Here is a 15963-nt window from a genome sequence, read left to right as displayed (position 1 = left end):
CGTATCGCATTGGACTTTGGCACATGGCCAGCAGTCGGCGGTATGCTAGCCAGGAGTCGAAAGGAGTGGCGATGAGTAAAGTCAAAGTGCTGGTCGTGGACGATGCCCCGTTCATTCGCGACCTGGTGAGAAAGTGCCTGCGCAATACCTTCGCAGGCGTCGCGGTCGAAGATGCGGTCAATGGACGCAAGGCCCAGGTATTGCTCACCCGTGAGCGTTTCGACCTGGTGCTGTGCGACTGGGAAATGCCCGAGATGTCCGGTCTGGAGTTGCTGGCCTGGTGCCGTCAGCAGCCCAGCATGGCGAGCATGCCGTTCATCATGGTCACCAGCCGCGGCGACAAGGAGAACGTCATCCAGGCCATCCAGGCCGGGGTGTCCGATTTCGTCGGCAAGCCCTTTACCAACGAGCAACTGTCGAGCAAGGTCAAGAAGGCCATGGCCAAGATCGGCCGGCTGGCCGATCTGGTCGCCAGTGCGCCGGTGCGTCCGGCCTCTACCGGCAACGATTCGCTGGCCGCCCTGACCTCGGGCCGCAGCGAGGCGCCCCGTCCGGCTGCCGGCAGCGCACCGGCACCGGCTCCGGCGCCTGCTGTCCCGCAGCGTGCGCCAGCGGCGGCGCCTGCTGCCGTGTCGTCGCCTGGGCCGGGCCGTGGCCAAGGTCAGCTGCGACTGGCCAGTGGCGCTCAGCCGTGCGTGATCAAGGCCCTGAGCCTGAAGGAAGCGTTGCTGGTGGTGCGACGTGGCGAGGCATTGCCTCAGGTGCTCGAGAGTGCGGTACTCGACCTGGAGCAGGGCGAGCAAGCCGAAACCGCACGGCTCAATGGCTACCTGCACGCCGTGGCCGCGTTGGAGCCCCGGCCCGAAAGCGACTGGCTGCAGCTGACCTTCAAGTTCGTCGATCAGGATGCCCAGAAGCTGGACTACCTGTCGCGACTGATCGCGCGTGGAACGGCGCAGAAGCACTTCACACCGGGGGCTTGAGCAGGCGAGTACGCCTGAAAGCCAGCCAGCGGCGGCATTGGCCCTGTCGCTGGCAAGCCAGCCCACACGCGTCTGCCTTCACGTCGAGCAGGCTAGGGGCGTGTGGCTCCCGCCCAGGTCAGCGCAGCCTGCCAGGAAACAGCGTCTGCTCAGTATTTTGTGGGAGCGGGCTTGCCCGCGATGAAGCCTCTGCGGTACTGATTCAAGACCCGCAGATCAGGTCGATGCCGCGCCCCCAGGACGAGGGCGCGGCAGGGCCAGCGGTCAGTCCAGCAGGACCACCTTCGCCAGCACGATCTTCGGGCCCTTCATCTTCTTGATGATGATGCGCAGGCCCTCGACTTCCAGGACTTCCTCTTCTTCCGGCACGCGCTTGAGCGTCTCGTAGACCAGGCCCGCCAGGGTTTCGGCCTCGATGTGATCCAGGTCCACGCCCAGCAGCCGTTCGACCTTGAACAACGGCGTATCGCCACGCACCAGCAGCTTGCCGGGCTGGTAGGCGAGGATCCCGCGCTCGGTCTTGCGGTGCTCGTCCTGGATGTCGCCGACCAGCACTTCGAGCACGTCTTCCATGGTCAGGTAGCCGATGACCTTGCCATCGGCCTCCTCGACCAGCACGAAGTGCGCGCCACCCTTGCGGAACTGCTCCAGCAACTGCGACAGCGGCATGTGCCGCGACACCCGCTCCAGGGGGCGCGCCAGGTCTTCCAGGTCGATGGTCTCCGGCAAGTGAGCCAGGTCGGCCAGTTCCAGCAGCAGGTCCTTGATGTGCAGCAGGCCGGTGTACTCGCCTTTCTCGGCATCGTAGACCGGGTAGCGGCTGAACTTGTGCCGACGGAACATCGACAGGATTTCCTTGAGCGGCGCCTTGGCGTCGAGGCTGATCATGTCTTCGCGGGAGTTGGCCCAGTCGACCACCTCCAGCTCGCCCATCTCCACGGCCGATGCCAGCACACGCATGCCCTGGTCGCTGGGGTCGTGACCCCGGCTGGAGTGCAGGATCAGCTTGAGCTCTTCACGGCTGTAGTGGTGCTCGTGGTGCGGGCCGGGCTCGCCTTGGCCGGCGATGCGCAGGATACCGTTGGCGCTGGCGTTGAGCAGGTAGATGGCCGGGTACATCAGCCAGTAGAACAGGTACAGCGGCACCGCCGTCCACAGCGACAGCAGCTCGGGCTTGCGGATGGCCCAGGACTTGGGCGCCAGCTCGCCGACCACGATGTGCAGGTAGGAGATCACGAAGAAGGCGACGAAGAACGAGACGGCCTTGATCAGCTCCGGCGTGTCCACGCCCGCAGCGGCCAGTACGGGTTCGAGCAGGTGCGCGAACGCCGGTTCGCCGACCCAGCCAAGGCCCAGGGATGCCAGGGTGATGCCCAGCTGGCACGCCGACAGGTAAGCGTCGAGCTGATGGTGCACCTTGCGCAGGATGTTGCCGCGCCAGCCGTGCTGTTCGGCGATCGACTCCACACGCGTGGCGCGCAGTTTGACCATGGCGAACTCGGCGGCGACGAAGAAGCCGTTGAGCAAGACCAGGAACAGCGCGAAAAGGATCATGCCGAAATCGGCGAACAGGGAGGTGAAACTGATACCAGGGGAAGGGTCCATGATGGGGTTTTACGGGGTCCGTCGTGTCAGGGAAAGAAAGGGCCGCCGGTGGCGTGCGCCACTGCGAGACAGCCAATGTAGCGGCTGGACGCCCAAATGCAAAGGGCTGCCCTCAGACAGACGTCGCTGAAAGCACCTGGTTCGACGGGAAATGACAGGTGAACGTGCTGCCATGCCCGAGCACGCTGGTGATCTCCAGGCGCCCGCGGTGACGCAGCAGCACGTGCTTGACGATGGCCAGGCCCAGGCCGGTGCCACCGGTATTCGAGGCACGGCTCGAATCGACCCGGTAGAACCGCTCGGTCAGCCGAGGCAGGTGCTTGGCGTCGATGCCGATACCGGTGTCCTGCACGCGCAGGTGCGCGCCCTGGGCATCGCTCCACCAGCGGATGCGGATCTGACCGCCGTCACGCGTGTACTTCACGGCATTGAAGATCAGGTTCGAGAACGCGCTGCGCAGCTCGGCCTCGCTGCCCTTCAGGCACACCCCCGGCTCGACGTCGAGGGTGATCTGCTGACCGCGTTGCCCGGACAGTGCCGTGGCATCGCTGTGGATCGCCCGCAGCAAGGGCTCGATGCTGACCGGTTGACGCTCGGACGGGTAATCGGTGGCTTCGAGCTTGGCCAGCAGCAGCAGGTCGTTGAGCAGCGTCTGCATGCGCTCGCTCTGCTGGTGCATCTGCTGCAAGGCACGGGCCCAGCGCGGGTTGATGTCGTCGACGTTGTCCAGCAAGGTTTCCACGTACCCCGTGATGACGGTCAAGGGCGTACGCAGCTCATGGGACACGTTGGCGACGAAGTCCTTGCGCATCTGTTCGAGCTGGTGGATGCGGGTCACGTCGCGCACCAGCATCAGGTGTTCGTTGTTGCCATAGCGGGTGATGTGCAGCTGGACGCGCAGGTGATCGTTCACCGGCGAAGGGATCTCCAGCGGCTCGAGGTAGTTCTCCTGCTCGAAGTATTCCTTGAACCGCGGGTGGCGCACCAGGTTGGTCACGGGCTGCCCGCCGTCCTGTGGGGTCTTCAGGCCGAGCAGGGTTTCGGCGGCGCGGTTCCACCATTCCAGGTTGCCTTCGCTGTCGAGCATGATCACGGCGTCACGCAGGGCTGCGGTGGACTCCTGGACCCGGTCGATGACCGCCTGCAGGCGGCCGCGAACGCGCTGGTCGCGGCGTTGCAGGTGATAGATGCTGTCGAACACCTCGCCCCACAGGCCGTAGCCATCCGGCGGCGCTTCATCGGGCTGGTGGTTGCGCAGCCAGTCGTGCAGGCGCAGTAGCTGCTTGAGGGTCCAGGCCAGGTAGAGCGCCAGGCCGATGGCCAGGCTCCAGCCATAATGGCCACTGATCAGGCCGGCCAGCAGGCACAGCGAGACCAGGAGGATCAGGTGACGACTCAGGATGGTGTAGCAATTCTGGTTCAATTGCCGGTCCTTCGGAGCGTGGGGAGGGCGGCGCGGCGCACGGGCCGCAGGCCGCTGACAGGGCGTTCAGGCTAGCACTTGGTGGAAAAACGATACCCCGTGCCGCGCACGGTCTGCACCAGGTTTTCGTAGGCTTCGCCCAAGGCTTTGCGCAGGCGCCGGATGTGCACGTCGACCGTGCGCTCCTCGACGTAGACATTGCCGCCCCACACCTGGTCGAGCAGTTGACCACGGGTGTAGGCGCGCTCCTGGTGCGTCATGAAGAATTGCAGCAGGCGGTACTCGGTCGGCCCCATCTCGGCAGGGCGGCCGTCGATGGTCACGCGGTGGCTGATCGGGTCGAGCAGCAGGCCACCGACCTCGATGGGCGCCTCGCCATCGCTGGGGCCGGTCCGGCGCAGCACCGCCTTCAGGCGCGCCACCAGTTCACGGGGCGAGAACGGCTTGGTGATGTAGTCGTCGGCACCGACCTCGAGGCCCTGGATCTTGTTGTCTTCCTCGCCCTTGGCGGTGAGCATGATGATCGGGATGTCGCCGGTCAGCTCGTCGCGCTTGAGCCGCCGCGCCAGCTCGATCCCCGAGGTGCCGGGCAGCATCCAGTCGAGCAGGATCAGGTCCGGCTTGCGGTCGACGATGATCGCATGGGCCTGTTGCGCGCTGTCGGCTTCCAGGCAGTCGTAGCCGGCCATTTCCAACGCCACGGCGATCATCTCGCGAATGGGCGCCTCGTCGTCGACGATCAGAATGTTCCTGCCAACCATGCTCAACCTCTCCTGGAAACGATCTCGTGGCCCGCATTAGATAACGGAATTATTGCAGCTGTGTGACAACTGCTCAGTCGCCCCCGGAGCCCTGGCTCAGCGCACCGCGTAATCGAGCACGACCCCCAGAAACACCAGCAACCCCGCCCAGTGGTTGTGCAGGAACGCCTTGAAGCATGAGGCCCGGTCCCGCGCGCGGGTCGAACGGTACTCCCAGGCGAAGCACAAGGCCGCGCCCAGCAGCCCCAGGTGGAACCCGCCGCCCAGACCGAACGCCTTGCCTGCCAGCAGCAGGCAGCCCAGCGAGGCCAGCTGCAGACCCAGGATGATCTGCCGATCGGCCGCGCCGAACAGGATCGCCGTCGACTTGACGCCGATCTTGAGGTCATCGTCGCGGTCGACCATGGCGTAGTAGGTGTCGTAGCCCACGGTCCACAGCAGGTTGGCCAGGTACAACCACCAGGCGCTGGCCGGCAGCGTTTCGTTGGCGGCCATGAAGGCCATGGGAATTCCCCACGAGTAGGCGGCGCCCAGCACCACCTGCGGGTAGTGGGTGTAGCGCTTCATGAATGGGTAGCAGAACGCCAGGGCCACCGCGCCGAACGACAGCCCCACGGTGGCGGCATTGGTGCACAGCACTAGCAAAAAGCTCGCGACCACCAGGATGGCGAACAGCGCCAGCGCCTCGCGGCCCTTGATGCGCCCGCTGGCCAGCGGGCGGTCGGCGGTACGCTTGACGTGGCCGTCCACCTTGCGGTCGGCGAAATCGTTGATGGCGCAGCCGGCGGCGCGCATCAGCACCACGCCGAGCGTGAAGATCAGCACGTTGGCCAGCGTCGGGCTGCCATTCCCTGCGATCCAGACCGCCGTCAGCGTCGGCCACAGCAGCAGGTAGATCCCGATGGGCCGATCCATGCGGCTGAGCTGGACGAAGTCCCAGGCGCGCGGGTGCAGGCGGTTGAGCGACTTGAGCATCTGCTGGTACATCAGTTGGTGTCCTCGAGCGCGGCGTGCCAGAAGGCAGGGAGAAAGACCTCGGCGACCAGCAGTTGCAGCCCGTCACGCTCGAAACGCGAGCGGCGCCCCCAGCATCCCTGGCCCTGGACGGGCACAGGCAGCCACGTGTCGGGGTAGCGACAGGTTTCGATGGGGTGGCGGGTGAAGGCCTGGTCGCAGAACAGCAACTCGCCCAGCGAGCGTGTCCCCAGGTGCTGCAGATCGAGCCCCCCTTCGACCAGCGCACGACGCGACGCGACGCTGCGGGCGAAGACCCAGGGCTGGCCTCGACCCCTCAGGTACACCTCGCGTGCCCAGCCTTGCTCGCCGGGCGCCAGGCCCAGTGCGGCACACTCGTCGTCACGCAGCGTCTGCCACCCCTCGAAGAGCGGCACGACGTCGAAGCGATCCTGGGACAGTGCAGTCAGGCGCCGTGTGAGCGAGCCCTGGTCGAACAGCCAATCGAGCCTCAACGGGTCGATCGCAGGGGCTGCCTGGGCGTAGGGCTGCCACAGGGCAGCGATGGCTTGCGAGGGGTCGTAGGGCACGTTGTCGAGGGCTGTCACGGGCTGAGGAAGCGCCGAGCTTAGCATGATTGAAAGGCAGCTTCCGCAAGGCGCGGCCCGGCGAACGCTGGGCCAAACCGCACCAATGCGCCTCGACGCAGGGCAGAAGCGCCACCTGTCCGCCTGATTGAGGGGGAGGACTGGCGTGCGTCACCACGGCGTGCCATTCTCAACCGCGTCTGTCTCAGCCTGGAAGCCGCGTCGTACCCCTGGACACTCCGCCCAGCGCACTGCACGGCATAACAAAAAGAATTCCGTCAAAGAGGCTCTACCATGCGCAAACCACAGCTCGCTACCGTCATCTCGGAAGAAACCGGCCTGAACAAGGACAAGGCCAACGAGGTGCTCAACGCGATACTGGACACCATCACGCAGGCGGTCGACAGCCAGAGCGTGACCTTGGTGGGCTTCGGCACCTTCGAAAAGCGTCACCGGGGCGCCCGTAACGGCAAGAACCCGCAGACCGGCGAGGCCTTGCAGATCAAGGCCAGCAACACGGTCGCCTTCAAGCCTGGCAAGGCATTCCGGGACCTGCTTCAGGGCGACACCGCTACACCAGCCACGAAAGCATCCGGCACCGCCAAGTCCAAGACGGCGGCTTCGCCTTCCAGGGCCGCCCGTACAGCCAAGGGCGCGCGCTGAGGGGGTCACCACGCCAGGGCAAGGCGACCGGCCTGTGCTCGGCGCATCAGGCCCGGCTGGCATTCGGCGCGTGCGCCGATAGACTGCCGGGTACCTTCGTTTTCGAGATGTCACGATGAAGTTTCGCGTTCTCTTGTGGGCCATGGGCCTGCTCATGGCCAGGGCCAGCCGTTCCAACCCGGCCTTTCGCAAGCAGTTGCAGGACAAGGACCTGGTGTTCCAGATGCAGACGCTCGATGGGCGTGTCGCACGGCACTTCATCGTCAAAGACCTGCGCGTCACCAGCCGGCGAGGCCTGCATCCCCAGCCGGCGTTCGCCATCGCCTTCAAGGATGCGCCCTATGGCTACGCGACCCTGCAAGCCAAGAACAAGCAGCTGGCCTTCATGCAGGGGGTTCAGGACAAGGGCATCCAGATCAAGGGCAATCCGGCCCTGGTCATGTGGTTCCAGGGCCTGATGAAACACCTGCGGTCACGCCGGCCGGCCTGAGGCCGGTGGCGCGTGTCGCTCAGAACTGCGAGGCCAGCTCGCGCAACAGGGCTTCAGCATCCAGGATCCGGCCCACGACCTCTTCGGCTTTCTGGCGCGACAGGTGCAGGCGGTCGAGCAGGGCGTCGGGGATTTCCAGCTCAGGGCCACTGCCGATGCCACGCGCGCGCAACAAACGCGTCGCCAGGCAGACCAGGTTCGCGAACGCGGCATGCTCGCCCGCATAGTGCGCGTCGTGCTGGAAGCGCAAGGCCGTGGCCAGCTCGTCCGGCATGTCCCACAGCCCCAGCAGCCAGGCGCCCATCTGTTCACGGGTGATGCCCAGCAAGTGCTGCTCGATGTAGGGGTGGCTCAAGTGTGGGTTGACCTCCAGGTGACGGCAGATCAGCGAGAAGTGGGGCGGGAACACGTGGGCCAGCAGCAGGTAGCCGAAGTTGTGCAGCAGGCCCCCCAGGTAGGTCAGACCCCCTTCCGGTCGTTCGGCCCTGGGCATGGCCCGGGTCAGGCCTTCGATCACGGCAGCGGTGTAGATCGATTGCTGCCAGTAGGGCGTGTCGTGCTGGGGATGGTCCTTGGGCAGGCTCAAGGTCTTGCCCAGGGCAAGCCCCAGCGCCAGGTTGATCACCAGGTCGAAGCCCAGCACCCGGCCGATGGCGTCCTCCACCGAGCGGATCTTGCCGGGAAACGCGTAGTAGGGCGAGGCCGCCCAACTGACGACCTGGGCCGCCAGGGCCGGATCGGTTTCCACCACACGGGTGATGTCGTCGATGCTGGCATCGGGGTCCACGCGCAGCTTGATGATCTTCTGGGCCGAGTCGGGCAGCGGCGGGATCTCGATGGTCTGCTCGAGACGCTGCTGGATGCGCCGCGCCGTGAAGGCCTGGACCGCCCGACTGATCTCCTTGGAGTCGTCCTTGCGGTCGAGATTGAAATGGATGTTGCGCACCGGCTCGCCGAAGCTGCCGGCGCTGGCCTTGGCCAGCAGGCGCTTGAACTCGGTCAGCGTCAACTCCAGCAATACCCCCGTCTCGCCAGACTGGATCAGCAGCGAATCGGTCTCCAGCACGCTCTGTTCGTACAGGCACGGCGAGCTGGTCAGCGCCGGAATCGCCGGCAGGGTCTTGAGGCCATGCTTGTCGAGCATCTGCCGCAGTCGGGCGACCGGCACGGCCGTCAGCGTGCGGCCCGTCAACTCGGTCAGGCGCTTGAGGTCCAGCAGATGGCTGCACGGGAACAGCACCATCAGGGCGCCGACTTCGTCATCCAGCAGCACCGCCTGGATCTTGCGGGCTGGCAAATGCTCGGGCTGGTCTGGAACCTCGCGGTAGGCCACGCCCAGCTTGTCGAGCAAGCAACAGATCACGGACGGTGCATGAGTGACGGTGGTTTCCAGAGCAACTTCAGTCATGATGGCGACCCAGTGTTAAACGCAAAATATAAACGGTCCTCGAATGCGGACGGTTCCATGTGAAGCAGGTCACACTTGGCCATATTGCTGGCCATGGCGCAACCAACGGTCGAGCAGGGGGCTGACGTGATGCGGCCAGCGGGCCAGCAACGCCTGTGCTGCGTCACGCACGGCCGGCAGCAGGTCCGCATCGCGCATCAGGTCGGCTACCTTGAACTGTAGCAAGCCAGTCTGGCGCGTACCGAGCATCTCGCCGGGACCGCGCAGCTCGAGGTCTTTCTCGGCGATCACGAAGCCGTCATTGGTCTCGCGCATGATCCCCAGGCGCTGCCGGCCGATCTGCGACAACGGCGGATGGTACAGCAGCACGCAGTGGCTGACGGCGCTGCCGCGGCCCACGCGGCCACGCAGCTGATGCAGCTGAGCCAGGCCCAGCCGCTCGGGGTTCTCGATGATCATCAGGCTGGCGTTGGGTACGTCGACACCGACCTCGATGACCGTGGTGGCGACCAGCAACTGCAGGTGGCCAGCCTTGAATTCGGCCATGATCGCTGCCTTCTCGGCGGGCTTCATGCGGCCGTGGATGAGGCCCACGCTCAGCTCGCCCAAGGCGCTGCCCAGGTCCTCGTAGGTGCTCTCGGCTGCCTGGCAGGTGAGTTCCTCGGATTCCTCGATCAGGGTGCAGACCCAATAGGCCTGACGGCCCTCGGCGCAAGCGGCCCGCACCCGCTCCACCACTTCGAAGCGCCGGCTGTCGGCTACCAGCACGGTGTTCACCGGGGTACGACCGGGTGGCAGCTCGTCCAGGACCGACGTGTCCAGGTCGGCGTAGGCGCTCATGGCCAGGGTCCGTGGAATCGGCGTGGCGGTCATGATCAGCTGGTGCGGACACAGGTCGCCGCCCACCCCCTTCTGGCGCAGCGCCAGGCGCTGCTGGACGCCGAAGCGGTGCTGCTCGTCGATGATCGCCAGGGCCAGGTGCTTGAACTTCACTTCCTCCTGGAACAGCGCATGGGTGCCGACCACCATCGGTGCGCCGTTGGCGATCTGTTCGAGGGCGCTGACCCGGGCCTTGCCCTTGAGCTTGCCCGCCAGCCAGGCGACCTCGAGGCCCAGGGGCTCGAGCCAGCGCTTGAAGGTGATGAAGTGCTGCTCGGCCAGGATCTCGGTCGGCGCCATCAGCGCCACCTGGTAACCCGCCTCGAGCGCCTGCAGCGCCGCCAGGGCCGCCACCACGGTCTTGCCGGCGCCGACATCGCCCTGCACCAGTCGCATCATCGGTTCGGCCTGGCTGAGGTCGTAGGCGATCTCATTGCCCACGCGCTGCTGCGCGCCGGTGGGCTGAAAGCCCAGGTTGGCCAGGTAGCGAGCGGGCAATCGACTGGCTTTGGGCAGTACCGGAGCACGCAAGGTCCGCAGGCTCTCGCGCACGCGCTGTTGCGACAGCTGGTGCGTCAGCAGCTCTTCGAACGCCAGGCGGTGCTGGGCCCAGTGATGCCCTTCGGCCAGTTCGTCGACATCCGCGTCCGCAGGCGGGTTGTGCAGGTAGCGAATGGCCTCGTCCAGCGGCGACAGCTGGTAGTCGCGGGCCAGTTCGTCGGGTATCCAGTCCGGCAGGCTGCTCGGGCCGAGCTGCGCCAGGCTCTGCTGGCACAGCACGCGCAGGCGTTGCTGGGTCAGGCCCTCGGTGGTGGGGTAGATCGGCGTCAGCGTCTGCTCGACCGCAGGCGGTGGCTCGTCACCATTGAGGGCGCGGTATTCGGGATGGTAGATCTCGAGGCCCGAGGCACCAGGGCGGACCTCGCCATAGCAGCGCAGGTGAGTGCCCCGCTTGAGGCCTTCGCGCTGCGCATGGCTGAAGTGGTAGAAGCGCAGGCTCAGCACGCCGCTGCCGTCGCCCATGCGCACCACCAGGCTGCGGCGCTTGCCCATCACCACGTCGGCGCCGCTGACCACGCCCTCGACCACGGCGTCCTGCCCAGGGCGCAGGGCACCGATGGGGATCACGCGGGTGCGGTCCTGATAGCGCAGGGGCAGGTGGAACAGCAGGTCCTGCAGGTTTTCCAGGCCGACCTTGGCGAGTTTCTGTGCCATGGCCTCGCCCACCCCCTTGAGCGCGATGACCGGCACCTTCGACAGCTCGCTCATGGGTCAGACCGACGGGTCCACGGGCGGCTTGGCGACCGAACACAGCCGTATCGAGTCGGCGAGGATCTCGATGGCCTTGGGCCGTGGGAAGCTGGCACGCCAGGCGATGGCCACGGTGCGGAACGGCGATGGCGCCGTCAGCGGGCGGACCTCGATGACGCCCGGCGCATAGTGATGGCTGTGCACGGCCGACAGCGGCAGGATCGAGATGCCCAGGCCAGAGGCGACCATGTGCCGGATGGTTTCCAGGGAGCTGGACTCCACGGTGGTATGGCGTGACCCTTCGCCCCCTTTGGTCAGGGTCGGGCACGCTTCCAGGACCTGGTCACGGAAGCAGTGGCCCTCGCCCAGCAGCAACAGGCTCTTGTCGTTGAGGGCCGCGGTGTCGATGCTTTTCTTGGCGGTCCAGGGGTGATTGCTGGGCATCAAGGCATAGAACGGCTCATCGTAGAGCGGCATGGTCAGCACGTCGGCCTCGTTGAACGGCAGGGCGATGATCACCGCGTCGAGCTCACCGTTGCGCAGCTTTTCGCGCAGCACGTGGGTGAAGTTCTCTTCGATGTACAGCGGCATCTGCGGGGCGACCCGGTGCAGCTGCGGGATCAGGTGCGGGAAGAGATAAGGACCCACGGTATAGATGGCACCGACCTTGAGCGGGGCGGTCAGCTGGTTCTTGCCCGCCTGGGCCAGTTCGCGGATGCCCTGGGCCTGCTCGAGGACCTTCTGGGCCTGGGCCACGATGCTTTCGCCGACCGGCGTCAGACGGACCGCGCTCTTGCTGCGTTCGAAGATCAGCACGCCCAGCTCGTCCTCGAGCTTCTTCACGCCCACCGACAGGGTCGGCTGACTGACGTGACACCGTTCGGCGGCGTGGCCGAAGTGTTGCTCTTGGGCGAGTGTGACGATGTAGCGGAGTTCTGTGAGGGTCATAACGTGCGTCCATGAAGTTGCGGCCCCAGCATAGCGGCTGCACTCGATGGACGCACGCTATCAGACGTGCGTTTTCGCGACAGGCGCGCCTTCAGCGGCGATCCAGGGAGTACACGAAGGGCGCGACCACCTCGATGCTGCCGTTGTTCAGCACTTCCTTGGGCGGCTTGGGCACCGGCTGTGCCCGTCGGATCATCTCCAGCGTGGCACGGTCCAGGGCTGCGCTGCCAGACCCGTCGGCCAGTGCATAGGACAGGATCCTGCCTTCGGCGTCGACCGTGAAGCGCAAGCGGTTGATGCCCTGCAGGCCGCGACGGCGCGCGTCCTCGGGGTAACGCTTGTACTTGGCCAGGTGCCGCAACAAGTCGCTCTGCCAGGTTGGCAGGGCCTTGCTGTTGGACGCGACGCTCGGCGCCGGTGCAGCCGAGGGTTTCGGCGGTGCGGGCGTTGGCGGCGTTTCGGCCACAGGCTCGGTCGGCGGCTTTTCCTGGGGCGGCTCAGGCTTCTTCTCAGGCTTGGGCGGCTGCGGCTTGGGCTTGGGCTGAGGCTTGGGCGGCTTGGGAATGGCGATCTTGGGTTTCGGCGCTTCCGCGACCTTGGGCAGCGGAGGCTCCTCCACCGGCGTCGGCGGTTGTGGCGCGGCCTTCGGGGGCGGTGGCGGGGCCGGCTCGGGCAGAGGGGCCATCTGGACCATCATGGCTGCGGGGGGCAGCTCGATGACCTGTGGCTTGGTCCAGTTCATGGCGAGCAGCACCGCAGCGGCATGCAGGCCGAGCACAAGCGCCAGGCTGCCACTGTAGCGTGCCAGGTTATGCCGCTTCTTGGTCATTTCTTGGCTGCCGTCTCTAGTCCGACCAGGCCGACCTTCAGGTAGCCTGCCGCGCGCATGGTGTTCATCACCTCCATCAGGTCGCCGTAGTCGACACCCTTGTCGGCCTGGAAGAAGATCGTGGTTTCCTTGTCGCCCTTGGTGCGGGCATCGAGCATCGCACCGAGCTGACCGGGTTGCGCCACCAGGTCATCGCCGACGTACAGCTTCTGGTCGGCCTTGACGCTGACGAACACCGGTTTTTCCGGCCTGGGTGCCGGCTTGGCGGTCGAGGCCGGCAGGTCCACCTTGATGTCGACGGTCGCCAGAGGCGCAGCCACCATGAAGATGATCAGCAGCACCAGCATCACGTCGATGAACGGCGTGACGTTGATTTCGTGGTTCTCGGCGAGGTCGTCGCCACCTTCGTTGAGATGCAGGCCCATGGCTTACCCCACTTTCACCATGTGGGGGGCGGCGCGGTCGCTGCCCTGATGATCCAGGTCACGGCTGACCAGCAGCAGGACCTGGGCCGAGGCGTCGGACACCTGCGCCTTGTAGCCGGCGATGGAGCGGGCGAAGACGTTGTAGATGACGACTGCCGGAATGGCCGCGACCAGGCCCAGGGCCGTGGCGAGCAAGGCTTCGGCGATACCGGGGGCGACCACGGCCAGGTTGGTGGTCTGCGTCTTGGCGATGCCGATGAAGCTGTTCATGATGCCCCAGACGGTGCCGAACAGGCCGACGAAGGGTGCGGTGGAACCGATGGTGGCGAGTACGCCGGTACCGTTGCTCATGTTGCGACCGCTGGCCGCGACCAGGCGCTCCAGACGGAAGCTGACGCGTTCCTTGATGCCTTCCTTCTCGCGGGCGTTGGCCGACAGGCGCATCTCTTCGAGGGCGTCGTGCACCAGGGTATGCGCCAGGGTGCCTTCCTTCTGGCTCGACTCGCTGGCGTCGCGCAGGGTGGCGGACCTCTTCAGCGTGGCGATCTCACCGCGCAGACGGCGTTTGGCGCCGAGCAGCTCGAGGCCCTTGGCGATCCAGATGGTCCAGGTGATGATCGACGCGATGGCCAGGCCGATCATGACGGCCTTGACCACCACGTCGGCGTTCTTGTACATCCCCCACGGCGACAGGTCGTGCGCCATGCCGAGGCTGGTGTCCTCGACCAGCGCCTGCGTGTCGTCGGCGTCAGCAGGCGCCGGGGTGGCGGCAGGCGTATTCGGCGTCGTCGCGCTGGACGCCGCAGCGGCTGGCGCGGTCGCCGTGGAGGTGGCCGGCTGCGTGGCGGGTTCGTCTGCCAGGGCGGCCGGGGCCAGTGCCAGGCTGAACATCAGCGCGGCAATGGCGCGCCAGGCGCGCGAGGTGGTTGGCGAAGCGGAGGATGGAATACGTGTCATGCTGGCCGGACCTGATGAAGATGAAGGTGGATGTCCTCGAGGCCTGGGGACGGCCGAGAACAGGCAGGCCGGCATTATTGCAATTAATTCTTGTTAGCAGAAGCAATAGAGTATCTTTTTTTTACAAACGGCTTGCGCTTGCGGGCTCGAATCGGTTCGAAGGCAAGGCATGGGAGACGCATTGATGTCCGAACGTTACGCAATGATCGTGGGCTGCGGTGACGTGGGCAGCCGCCTGGCGAAACGACTGCTCGCCCGGGGCTGGCAGGTCAGCGGATTGCGCCGTCATGTGGACGGGCTGCCCGACGGTGTGCAGCCGGTCGCCGCCGACCTGCACCAGGCGCAGTGTCCGGCGGCCTGGCCGCGGCAGGCGCCGGACTACCTGATCTACTGCGTGGCGGCGAGCCAGCATGATGAAGCAGGCTATCGCGCTGCCTACGTGGACGGGCTAAGGCACGTGCTCGACTGGCTCCAGGCGCATGGGCAGCGGCCCCGGCGGCTGCTCTTCGTGTCGAGCAGCAGCGTGTATGGGCAGCAGGCCGGCGAATGGGTGGATGAAACCTCTGCCACCGAACCGCAGGGGTATTCGGGACGGTTGATGCTGGAGGCCGAGCAGCTGGCCCTGGACAGCGGCCTGCCCGCCACCGTGGTGCGCCTGACCGGGCTCTACGGGCCGGGACGGCAGTGGCTGCTCGGCCAGGTGCGCCAGGGCTACCGGGTCACCGAAACCCCGCCCCTCTATGGCAACCGCATCCATGTCGATGATGCGGCCGGGCTGCTGGACTTCCTGGTGCAGGCCGACGTGCAAGGCGTGCCCTTGCAGACGCTGTACCTGGGCGTGGACGATGCACCTGCCCCCCTGTTCGAGGTCGTCGCGTGGCTGCGGCAGCAACTGGGCGTTACCGAATGGTCCGATCAGGCGCGCGTACGGCGTACGGGCAGCAAGCGCTGCAGCAATGCGCGGGCCAGGGCGCTGGGTTGGGTACCTGCATATGCGAGCTACCAGGAGGGCTATGGCGCCCTCCTGGCCTCGTCATGACCTGATCAGTCGCGCTCCAGCAGCCACTGGCGTGGCCCCGGTGTCAGGTTCGGCATCTGGTCGGCTGGTGTGCTGTTGAGCGCCTGGAAGATTTCCAGCTCGTCACCGTCGCGCTTGAAGATCCATGGCCCACCCTGCTGGTTGCGCTCGAGCCACAGGCTGTCGTATTCGCCGCTGAGCGCCGTGCAGTCGCCCGCCAGGCACAGTGCGTAACGGTCAAGCTGCGGCAGGCCTTCGACCTTGCCGTCGTCGTGGAAGCGCACCTGTGCACCTTTGCCAGGGCCTTCGACGATCTGCCACTCGCCCCCCAGATAAGCGGCGTAGAGGGCTTTCTCGAAGCTCGCGCCCACGGGCGCTTCGGCAGCGGCAGGCGTGGTGGCGCGTTCGAAGTCCAGGCGTGGCGCCTGATCGCGGCTGGCTTGCACCAGCTCGTCACCGTCCAGGTCGAGGTGTTCGGTCTGGCCATTCTCGAAGACGACCCGCCATGAGGCGTCATCCGCCTCCAGGCGTCCCTCGGCCACTTCGAAACCATTGCTGTAGCTGGCCTGGTGGCGATTCATGTCGATCTTCCACTCGAAGATCGGGCCGTTGCCGGCCAGCGCCTTGCGCAGGCTGACGCCCTTGGCGGCCGCATCGATCGCATTCTGGTTGAGCCAGGTGCCGTTGTAGTCTTCAGGCACATGGCTTGCGCAGCCGCCCAGTACCAGGGCAGCCAGGGAGATGAGCACTGCACGTTGCATGAGGGATCTCTTCTGGAGGGG

The 15963-nt window shown here is 66.1% G+C and carries 16 protein-coding genes; 4 read left to right on the top strand and 12 right to left on the bottom strand.

Going from position 1 to position 15963, the window contains the following annotated elements; translation table 11 throughout:
- Positions 1-71: 71 nt before the first annotated feature.
- Entirely contained in the window at positions 72-983 is a 912-nt protein-coding gene (locus tag G7Z99_RS08800) for a response regulator (protein ID WP_181093277.1), read from the top strand.
- 264 nt (positions 984-1247) lie between these two features.
- Here G7Z99_RS08800 and G7Z99_RS08795 read toward each other — a convergent pair whose 3' ends face one another.
- From G7Z99_RS08795 to G7Z99_RS08775, 5 genes are all read right to left on the bottom strand, one after another.
- On the bottom strand, positions 1248-2588 hold the full coding sequence (locus G7Z99_RS08795; RefSeq protein WP_181093275.1) for a hemolysin family protein: 1341 nt from the start codon (positions 2586-2588) through the stop codon (positions 1248-1250).
- Between the two features lie 112 nt (positions 2589-2700).
- Positions 2701-4011, bottom strand: coding sequence for a phosphate regulon sensor histidine kinase PhoR (gene phoR, locus G7Z99_RS08790; protein WP_181093273.1), 1311 nt, complete (start codon positions 4009-4011; stop codon positions 2701-2703).
- Positions 4012-4082: 71 nt separating this feature from the next.
- Positions 4083-4772, bottom strand: coding sequence for a phosphate regulon transcriptional regulator PhoB (gene phoB / locus G7Z99_RS08785; RefSeq protein WP_181093271.1), 690 nt, complete (start codon positions 4770-4772; stop codon positions 4083-4085).
- Positions 4773-4868: 96 nt separating this feature from the next.
- Positions 4869-5759 (bottom strand): 4-hydroxybenzoate octaprenyltransferase, encoded by an 891-nt coding sequence (gene ubiA, locus G7Z99_RS08780; RefSeq protein WP_181093269.1) that lies wholly within the window; start codon positions 5757-5759, stop codon positions 4869-4871.
- Positions 5759-6316 carry a chorismate--pyruvate lyase family protein gene (locus G7Z99_RS08775; RefSeq protein WP_308812285.1) on the bottom strand — a complete coding sequence of 186 codons (558 nt, stop codon included), beginning with the start codon at positions 6314-6316 and terminating at the stop codon, positions 5759-5761. Before G7Z99_RS08775 ends, ubiA begins: the two co-directional genes overlap by 1 nt.
- A gap of 291 nt (positions 6317-6607) precedes the next feature.
- On the opposite strand from G7Z99_RS08775, the gene G7Z99_RS08770 reads away from it, so the two are divergent.
- Together G7Z99_RS08770 and G7Z99_RS08765 are read left to right on the top strand one after the other, a co-directional pair.
- Positions 6608-6976, top strand: coding sequence for an HU family DNA-binding protein (locus G7Z99_RS08770; RefSeq protein WP_181093265.1), 369 nt, complete (start codon positions 6608-6610; stop codon positions 6974-6976).
- A gap of 115 nt (positions 6977-7091) precedes the next feature.
- A complete protein-coding gene (locus G7Z99_RS08765; RefSeq protein WP_181093264.1) occupies positions 7092-7466 on the top strand; it encodes a helicase in 375 nt (124 codons plus the stop codon).
- A 19-nt stretch (positions 7467-7485) separates the two neighbouring features.
- On the opposite strand, the gene G7Z99_RS08760 is transcribed toward G7Z99_RS08765, so the two are convergent.
- From G7Z99_RS08760 to exbB, 6 genes are all read right to left on the bottom strand, one after another.
- Positions 7486-8874 (bottom strand): aminoacyl-tRNA deacylase and HDOD domain-containing protein, encoded by a 1389-nt coding sequence (locus tag G7Z99_RS08760; protein WP_181093262.1) that lies wholly within the window; start codon positions 8872-8874, stop codon positions 7486-7488.
- 69 nt (positions 8875-8943) lie between these two features.
- Positions 8944-11022, bottom strand: coding sequence for an ATP-dependent DNA helicase RecG (gene recG, locus G7Z99_RS08755; RefSeq protein WP_181093261.1), 2079 nt, complete (start codon positions 11020-11022; stop codon positions 8944-8946).
- 3 nt (positions 11023-11025) lie between these two features.
- Positions 11026-11952: a hydrogen peroxide-inducible genes activator gene (locus G7Z99_RS08750; protein WP_181093259.1), complete on the bottom strand. Its 927-nt coding sequence runs from the start codon at positions 11950-11952 to the stop codon at positions 11026-11028.
- 91 nt (positions 11953-12043) lie between these two features.
- Entirely contained in the window at positions 12044-12781 is a 738-nt protein-coding gene (locus tag G7Z99_RS08745; RefSeq protein ID WP_181093257.1) for an energy transducer TonB, read from the bottom strand.
- On the bottom strand, positions 12778-13206 hold the full coding sequence (gene exbD / locus G7Z99_RS08740) for a TonB system transport protein ExbD (protein ID WP_060392006.1): 429 nt from the start codon (positions 13204-13206) through the stop codon (positions 12778-12780). Before exbD ends, G7Z99_RS08745 begins: the two co-directional genes overlap by 4 nt.
- A 3-nt stretch (positions 13207-13209) precedes the next feature.
- The gene (exbB, locus tag G7Z99_RS08735; RefSeq protein WP_181093256.1) at positions 13210-14163 is read right to left on the bottom strand and encodes a tonB-system energizer ExbB; all 954 of its coding nucleotides are present in this window, start codon (positions 14161-14163) and stop codon (positions 13210-13212) included.
- 184 nt (positions 14164-14347) lie between these two features.
- On the opposite strand from exbB, the gene G7Z99_RS08730 reads away from it, so the two are divergent.
- A complete protein-coding gene (locus G7Z99_RS08730; protein WP_181093254.1) occupies positions 14348-15202 on the top strand; it encodes an SDR family oxidoreductase in 855 nt (284 codons plus the stop codon).
- A 5-nt stretch (positions 15203-15207) separates the two neighbouring features.
- On the opposite strand, the gene G7Z99_RS08725 is transcribed toward G7Z99_RS08730, so the two are convergent.
- Positions 15208-15942: a hypothetical protein gene (locus G7Z99_RS08725; protein ID WP_181093252.1), complete on the bottom strand. Its 735-nt coding sequence runs from the start codon at positions 15940-15942 to the stop codon at positions 15208-15210.
- Between the last annotated feature and the right edge of the window lie 21 nt (positions 15943-15963).

Origin of the sequence: Pseudomonas entomophila (assembly GCF_013523165.1) — a bacterium.
GTDB classification, from domain to species: Bacteria; Pseudomonadota; Gammaproteobacteria; order Pseudomonadales; family Pseudomonadaceae; genus Aquipseudomonas; species Aquipseudomonas entomophila_A.
Note: the sequence above shows the minus strand (reverse complement) of the source record. Positions and strands in the feature narration are given on the sequence as shown.

Coding starts and splice junctions, on each gene's coding strand:
- G7Z99_RS08795 (WP_181093275.1), bottom strand. CDS start 2,588: ATGGACCCTTCCCCTGGTATCAGTTTCACCTCCCTGTTCGCCGATTTC.
- G7Z99_RS08765 (WP_181093264.1), top strand. CDS start 7,092: ATGAAGTTTCGCGTTCTCTTGTGGGCCATGGGCCTGCTCATGGCCAGG.
- G7Z99_RS08800 (WP_181093277.1), top strand. CDS start 72: ATGAGTAAAGTCAAAGTGCTGGTCGTGGACGATGCCCCGTTCATTCGC.
- G7Z99_RS08725 (WP_181093252.1), bottom strand. CDS start 15,942: ATGCAACGTGCAGTGCTCATCTCCCTGGCTGCCCTGGTACTGGGCGGC.
- G7Z99_RS08730 (WP_181093254.1), top strand. CDS start 14,348: ATGTCCGAACGTTACGCAATGATCGTGGGCTGCGGTGACGTGGGCAGC.
- exbD (WP_060392006.1), bottom strand. CDS start 13,206: ATGGGCCTGCATCTCAACGAAGGTGGCGACGACCTCGCCGAGAACCAC.
- phoB (WP_181093271.1), bottom strand. CDS start 4,772: ATGGTTGGCAGGAACATTCTGATCGTCGACGACGAGGCGCCCATTCGC.
- recG (WP_181093261.1), bottom strand. CDS start 11,022: ATGAGCGAGCTGTCGAAGGTGCCGGTCATCGCGCTCAAGGGGGTGGGC.
- G7Z99_RS08750 (WP_181093259.1), bottom strand. CDS start 11,952: ATGACCCTCACAGAACTCCGCTACATCGTCACACTCGCCCAAGAGCAA.
- G7Z99_RS08760 (WP_181093262.1), bottom strand. CDS start 8,874: ATGACTGAAGTTGCTCTGGAAACCACCGTCACTCATGCACCGTCCGTG.
- G7Z99_RS08745 (WP_181093257.1), bottom strand. CDS start 12,781: ATGACCAAGAAGCGGCATAACCTGGCACGCTACAGTGGCAGCCTGGCG.
- G7Z99_RS08770 (WP_181093265.1), top strand. CDS start 6,608: ATGCGCAAACCACAGCTCGCTACCGTCATCTCGGAAGAAACCGGCCTG.
- exbB (WP_181093256.1), bottom strand. CDS start 14,163: ATGACACGTATTCCATCCTCCGCTTCGCCAACCACCTCGCGCGCCTGG.
- ubiA (WP_181093269.1), bottom strand. CDS start 5,759: ATGTACCAGCAGATGCTCAAGTCGCTCAACCGCCTGCACCCGCGCGCC.